1 protein-coding gene is annotated in these 761 nt (G+C 41.7%); it reads right to left on the bottom strand.

What is annotated here, in order from left to right; genetic code table 11:
- Window positions 1–71 precede the first annotated feature (71 nt).
- Window positions 72–761, bottom strand: a 690-nt coding sequence (locus ACS8FD_RS19730) for a uroporphyrinogen decarboxylase family protein (RefSeq protein ID WP_439277113.1), incomplete at its 5' end; no start/stop codon positions are given.

Raw genomic sequence — 761 nt, 5'->3', positions numbered from 1 at the left:
CTTTGCGAAATATACTGTTTATTGGTACTGAGATTTAATCAATACACGCGTTAACTACTATCTAAATACGCTTAAATTTGATAATCATGTACAGCATCTATAAATACTTTGGCACGATCTGGGTTGACCCACTGAGTAATACCATGACCGAGGTTTGCTATATAGCCTGTTTTGTCTCCACTAGCATAAGCACCATCTAGCATCATTTTGACTTCTGCCTGAATGGTCTCGGGTGAACCATATAGAGTAGCTGGATCCAAGTTACCTTGAATTGCCTTACTACCCTGTAGCTTTTTATGCTTTTTAGTAAGATGACGCTGGCTTTCAGTCAAAACTTGACGAGCACGATCGAGCGGCATGGTCCAATCCAACCCTAAGGCATCAGCCTCACTGTCCGCTTGAATATCTAGCCAAAGACCACCCCCCTTGGTAAATAAGACCACTGGAATCTCCGGATGGCGTATTTTCAGCTCTGCTACGATACGCTTGTTATATTGATGAGAAAAGTCTATAAACTGACGATGACCAAGCGCTCCGCCCCAACTATCAAATATCTGTAGAATCTGCGCTCCAGCTACGACTTGCGCATCTAAATAGTCAATCACAGACATCGCTAACTTGTCTAATAACTGATGTAAAAATTCAGGATTACTGTATAAAAACCCTTTCGTATAGCGATAATCTTTTGAGCTACCACCTTCAATCATATAAGTAGCAAGTGTCCATGGGCTACCAGAAAAGCCAAATAATGGCACTTGTCC

The organism is Psychrobacter sp. 1U2 (genome assembly GCF_051847575.1).
This window is presented reverse-complemented; position numbering and strand designations above follow the sequence as displayed.